The organism is Dyella sp. (assembly GCF_035277725.1).
Lineage (GTDB): Bacteria > Pseudomonadota > Gammaproteobacteria > Xanthomonadales > Rhodanobacteraceae > Dyella_B.
Window position 1 is genome coordinate 24434 of the sequence record NZ_DATEJY010000217.1, and the last position, 6213, is coordinate 30646.

At 65.0% G+C, this 6213-nt stretch carries 4 protein-coding genes; all 4 read left to right on the forward strand.

All coding sequences use genetic code 11. The annotated features are described in order from the left end of the window. Positions 1 to 24: 24 nt before the first annotated feature. On the forward strand, positions 25 to 396 hold the full coding sequence (locus tag VJR68_RS18200; protein WP_324149998.1) for a response regulator: 372 nt from the start codon (positions 25 to 27) through the stop codon (positions 394 to 396). A gap of 7 nt (positions 397 to 403) precedes the next feature. Then, on the forward strand, positions 404 to 949 hold the full coding sequence (locus VJR68_RS18205) for a chemotaxis protein CheW (protein ID WP_324150000.1): 546 nt from the start codon (positions 404 to 406) through the stop codon (positions 947 to 949). A 112-nt stretch (positions 950 to 1061) separates the two neighbouring features. Beyond that, positions 1062 to 3095 carry a methyl-accepting chemotaxis protein gene (locus VJR68_RS18210; RefSeq protein WP_324150001.1) on the forward strand — a complete coding sequence of 678 codons (2034 nt, stop codon included), beginning with the start codon at positions 1062 to 1064 and terminating at the stop codon, positions 3093 to 3095. 95 nt (positions 3096 to 3190) lie between these two features. Next, the coding region (locus VJR68_RS18215) for an Hpt domain-containing protein (RefSeq protein WP_324150002.1) at positions 3191 to 6213 on the forward strand (3023 nt) is incomplete at its 3' end.

The window sequence follows — 6213 nt, forward strand, 5'->3', positions numbered from 1 at the left end:
AAAACAAGCTCTAAAGGGGGAGCCGTGGCCAACATTCTCATCATCGACGATTCGCCCACGGACGTGCGGGTGTTTTCGACCATGCTCGAACGGGCAGGTCATCGCGTCGACTCTTGCAACAATGCTGAAGACGGTATCGAGCGCGTGCGTGCGACACGGCCGGACCTCGTGATCATGGACGTCATCATGCCGGGCATGAACGGCTTTCAGGCTACGCGCACGCTCACGCGCGACCCGGTCACTGCCGACGTGCCGATCGTGATCATCACCACCAAGTCGATGGAAACCGACCGCGTGTGGGGCATGCGCCAAGGCGCCAAGGCCTTCATCACCAAGCCGGTGAACGAAAAAGACTTGCTGACGTGCATCAACGAACTGCTGCCGAAGGCGGCGTGAGGCGGGCATGAGCGTATTGGCCGCCCAGTCGCCGTTCGAAGTCCTGGCCCGCTACGAGCGGCTTTCGCTGGCGCACGCGTCCGGTACGCAGGAGCGCTTCGAAGCGCCCGGCCTGTGGCGCGGCATTGGTTATCGCGCCGGCAACTCCCTGTTCGTGAGCGCGATCGACGAGATCAACGAGCTGCTGGCCGTGCCGCCGCTCACCCCCGTGCCCGGCACCAAGCCGTGGCTGCTGGGGGTGGCGAACGTGCGCGGCAACTTGATGCCCGTGGTCGACATGGCGCGCTTCCTGTTCAGCGAGCGCACGCAGCACTCCGAACGCGCACGCCTGCTGGTGGTGCGCCAGGGCGGCGGCAGCGTGGCCTTGCTGGTGGACGAAGTATTCGGGCAGCGCACGGTGGACGCGGAACAACGCCGCGGCGCCGAGCGCGAGGACGATCCGCGCCTGACGCGTTTCGTCGAAGATCGCGTGGATGTGGACGGACAGCGCCTGGCGCTGTTCAGCATGGGCCGGTTGGTTCGCGCGCCTGATTTTCGCCAAGCGGCCGCCTGATGGTGCGCGGCTGGCCGGCGCGAGTGACGCCCGGAGCAGGGGCTAGGGCTTCGGAAATTCTTGACCGACACGCTTGGCGTGCCGGGTGCAGTAGACGGATGAGGTGAAGAGCATGAGCACTACAGGGGGCGTCGGCAAGGAACGGGGATACACCATCCTCATCGTCTTGCTGGTGGTTTCGATCGGCTTTGCAGCCGTCGACTTCGTATTACTCAACCTCAAGAACGGCGAAGACCGCCAGGCGATTGCGTTGACCACGCAGATCCAGGTGTTGTCGCAGCAGACCGCCAAGTACGCGCTGGAAGCTTCCGGCGGTAACGCGGACTCGTTCGCCGAGCTTGAAAACGCGCGCGACACCATTGATTCAGCCGTGCAGCGCCTGGTCAGCGGCGACACCAAGACCGGCATGAAGCCGTATGCCGATCAGAACGCCACCTCCACCGGCCGCTCTGTCAGCAAGCTGGCCGACGCCTGGAAACAGCTCGACGGCGATATCGGCAAGATCCTGTCCAACAAGGCCGTGGTGCTCGATTCGACGCAGCGCGCGGACGATCTTTCCAAGCAGTTGCCGCTGCTCAACTCCGACATGGAGCAGGTGGTCGGCATCCTGCAGCAGCGCAAGGGCAGCAGCGCGGACGAAATGCTCGGCGCCTCGCGCCAGATGTTGCTGGCCGACCGTATCATCCGCCGTGTGCAGGAAGTGCTGCAGGGTGGCGAATCCGCCCAGGCGTCCGCCGACGGCCTGTCGCGCGACGCGCAGAGCTACGGCGAAGTGCTGCAAGGCCTGTTGCAGGGCAACCAGAGCATGGGCGTGCAGCAGTTGAGCGACGCCAACGGCCGCAAGATCCTTTCGCAGATGCAGGGCGACTGGACCAAGCTGAGCGACCCGGTCTCCAAGCTCGTCGCCGCCGCCAACAACCTGGCCGAAGTGAAGAGCGCCGGCAACCAGGCCTCGCTGGATTCGCAGAACGTGCTGCTGCGCGCAAACGACCTGGCCGAACAGATCGGCCAGCTGCCGGTGCGCCGCCTGTTCCCGAACGTGGGCTGGGGCGTGGTCGGTGCACTGGGCGCCGTGGCTTTCGCCGTGTTGCTGGTGTTCCAGCTGGTGACCGACCAGCGCCGCCGCTTCCGCGAGAGTACCGAACTCAACCAGCGTAACCAGGAGGCCATCATGCGCTTGCTGGACGAAATGGGTTCGCTCGCCGAAGGTGACCTCACCGTAAAGACCACCGTGTCCGAAGACATCACGGGCGCGATCGCCGACTCGGTGAACTACGCTATCGACGAGTTGCGCACCCTGGTGACGACGATCAACGAAACCTCCGAGCAGGTGTCGTCGTCGGCGCAGGAAACGCAGACCACCGCGCGCCATCTGGCGGACGCGGCGAAAGCGCAGGCGCATCGCATCAGCACGGCGACCACCGCGATCAACCAGATTGCGAGTTCGATGGACGATGTGTCCAAGAACTCCGCCGAATCGGCCGACGTGGCCGAACGCTCGGTGCAAATCGCCTCGCGCGGCGCGGAAGTGGTGCGCGAAACGATCTCGGGCATGGACTCGATCCGCGACCAGATCCAGGAAACCTCCAAGCGCATCAAGCGCCTGGGTGAATCCTCGCAGGAAATCGGCTCGATCGTGGAACTGATCAACGACATTGCCGAGCAGACCAACATCCTCGCCTTGAACGCTGCCATCCAGGCGGCGTCCGCAGGTGAAGCGGGCCGCGGTTTCGCAGTGGTGGCGGACGAAGTGCAGCGCCTCGCGGAACGCTCCGCGAGTGCGACGAAGCGTATCGAAACGCTGGTGCAGACGATTCAGTCCGACACCAACGAAGCGGTGAACTCGATGGAACAGACCACCGCCGAAGTGGTGGCCGGTGCCCGCAAGGCGGAAGACGCCGGTAGCGCACTGGGCGACATCGAGCGCGTTTCGCACGACTTGTCCGCGCTGATTCAAAACATCTCCGCCGCGGCGCGTCAGCAGTCGATCGCCGCGACGGATATTTCGCAATCCATGAACGCGATTCAGGAAATCACCTCGCAGACGTCGCAGGGCGCAAGCCAGACGGCCGAATCGATTGGTTACCTCGCGCAACTGGCCAGCGACCTGCGCCGCTCGGTGGCGCACTTCAAGCTGCCGGGTTGATAGGTGTTACTGGACCGGGTGTTGTTAGGCATTCACAAGAGGGCAACCTCGACGGTTGTGTCTAGCGCCAAGGGCGCAGCCGCTGAGGGGGGCGTATGAGACTTCAAGACCACATCGATTTCACCACGCTCCAGTGGGTCAAGCCCGAGCTTGACGAGACGCTTGCGCTCGCGCGACAGGCGCTCGAATCCTACGTGGACAATCCCGGCGAGCGCGACGTCATGCGCGGCTGCGCCGACAACCTGCACCAGGTGCAGGGCACCTTGCGCATGGTCGAGTTGTACGGTGCCGCGATGGTCGCCGAAGAGATGGAAACACTAGCCATCTCGCTGCTCGAAGACCACATCCGCAATCGCGAAGACGCCTACGCCGCGCTGATGCGCGGCCTGATGCAGCTGCCCGATTACCTGGAACGCCTTTCCAGCGGCCACCGCGACGTACCGGTGGTGCTGCTGCCGCTGCTCAACGAACTGCGCGCCAGCCGCGAGCAGGAAGCGTTGAGCGAAGCGGCGCTGTTCACGCCCAATCTCGATGCCGCGCTGCCGCCGCAGGCACCAGCCGCCGCCGGTCCCATCGATGCGCAACGCCGCAAGAGCGACATCAACGAACTGCGTCTGCGCTTCCAGCAACAGCTGTTGGCCTGGTTCCGCGGCCAGAATGGCCCGCAGCAATTGAGTGGCATGCGCAATGCGCTCACCGCCATTGCCGCGCGTTGCAGCACCGTGCCCGGTCGCCGCTTGTGGTGGATTACCTCGGGCGTGCTGGAAGGTCTCGACCAAGGCATGCTCAAGGCGCAAGCCGCTGACGTGCGCCAGTTGATCGGCAAGGTCGACCGCAGCATCCGCCAGTTGATCGAGCAAGGCGAAGATGCCATGCAGGGCGGCGATGCCGACGATCTGGCGCGCAAGCTGCTCTACATCGTCGCGCAGGCCAAACAGCGCAGCCCGCACATGCAGCAGCTGGCGCAGACCTACAACCTCGACAGCCTGATGCCCGACGCCACCGAGGTCGAGCATGCGCGCGGCTCGATGGCCGGCCACAACCGTGCGTTGCTCGATTCCGTCGCGCGCGCGCTGAAGGACGATCTGCTGCGCGTGAAGGAAGCGCTGGACCTGTTCCTGCGTCAGAACGATGCCGATCCGTCTCAGCTCGGCGCTCAGGCCGAAGTGCTGGAACGCGTCGGCGATACGCTCGGCATGCTGGCGCTCAACGTGCCGCGCCGCGTGGTGAACGAACAGCGCCGCGTGCTGGAAGAAGTCGCCAACCGCCTGCGCAATCCCGATGAAGAATCCTTGCTCGACGTGGCCGGCGCACTGCTCTACGTCGAAGCCTCGCTGGACGACCACATCGAAAGCCTCGGCGCGGAAACGCAACCGGAGGAAGAAGAACACAAGGTGGCGATGCTGCCGCGCAGTGAGGCGCGACACATCCTCGCCACGCTGATGAGCGAAGCCGTCGGCAACACCGGCAAGGTGAAGAACGGCATTGTCGCCTTCGTCGAATCCGGCTGGCAGCACGATCAGCTTGACGGCCTGCCGGCGATGATGGACGAAGTGGCCGGCGCGATGCGCATGCTGTCTTCACCGCGCTCGGCGCAGATCGCCGAAGGCGTGGGCCGCTTCATCGGCAACGAGTTGTGCATCGACAAGCGCATTCCCAGCAGTGCGCAGATGGACCAGCTCGCCGACGCACTGGCCGCGCTGGAGTATTACCTGGAGGCCGCGCGCGAACATCGCGGTGGCCTGGAACACGTATTGGATGTGGCCGAGCACAGCCTCGGTGGCCTGGGCTACTGGCCGCCGCCGCTGCCCAAGGCCGCGCCGGAAACCGTGCGCGCAGCCGCCGCTCCGGCACCGGCGCCGGTGGATACGTTCGCTTCTGCGCCGGCACCGGTGCAGGGCGAGCATGCTCTGAATGAATCGGTGAGCGTGGCGCATGGCGAAGATGCCAGCGCGCTCTTCATCGGCAACAGCGAAACACCCGCTCCGATCGCGCACGACATCACCGGCCTGCACCTGGTTGAAACCGAAGCGCTGACACACGCGCCGGTCGTCAACGAAGGCGAAGACTGGGTCGAGATCGAAGAGGAAATCGAAGAGCAGGTGTCCGGTGTCGATCCACTGGCCGCCACTGCCGGCTTCCAGGCCAGCACCGACGGCATCGACGACGACATCCGCGACATCTTCCTGGAAGAAATGCAGGAAGAGATCAACAACCTGCGCCAGGCGCAACAGGCGTGGATGACCGATCCCACCCAGTTGCCCGCACTTACGCCGATCCGCCGTTCGTTCCACACGCTGAAGGGTTCCGGCCGACTGGTCGGTGCCGCCGTGCTGGGCGAATTCGCGTGGCGCGTGGAGAACATGCTCAACCGTGTGCTCGACGGCACCGTGCTGCCGCATTCCGGCGTGCAGGCGCTGATCGGCCACGCCATCGAAGCGCTGCCGCAGCTGTATTCGATGCTGAAGGAAGACACCGTTCCGACGGCGCCGCTCACTGGCATCATGCAGGCGGCTGATCATCTTGCGGCCGGCGAGCAGGCCAGCATGGAACAGTTCGCCACCAGCGGCACGCAGACCGTGCGCCGCGTGGTGCGCCGCCGTGTTCCGCGCGTATCGCCCGAGACCATTCCCACCGCCACGCACACCGATCATTCGGCCGCGGCCATCCTGCCGTTCGAAGCGCCTGCGCCCGTGGCCGAGGCGATCGAAGCGCCGGTGTTGCCGCCAGTCGATCCGGTGCTGCTGGAAATCCTGCGCAGCGAAGTGGCGCAGTACCTGCAGACCATCCGCAATGCCGTGACCTTTGCCCAGGGCGACATCCCGGTGGAAGACGGGCTGCTGCGCGCCGTGCATACGCTGCATGGCGCCATCGCGATGGTCGACATTCCGCTGTTGATCCAGTTGCTGTCGCCGCTGGAAAGCCTGCTCAAGCGCCTGCGCGCTGCGGGCGAACCGCTGTCCGGCGAAGGCGTGCGCCTGTTGCGCCAGAGCGCCGACGTGGTCGACGAGGTGATGGCGCAGTTCGATGCACCACATCCGCAATTGCCGGATGCATCCGCCATCATCGCGCGCCTCACCGAACTGCGTGATCACCAGCCCGAACCGCAGATCGCACA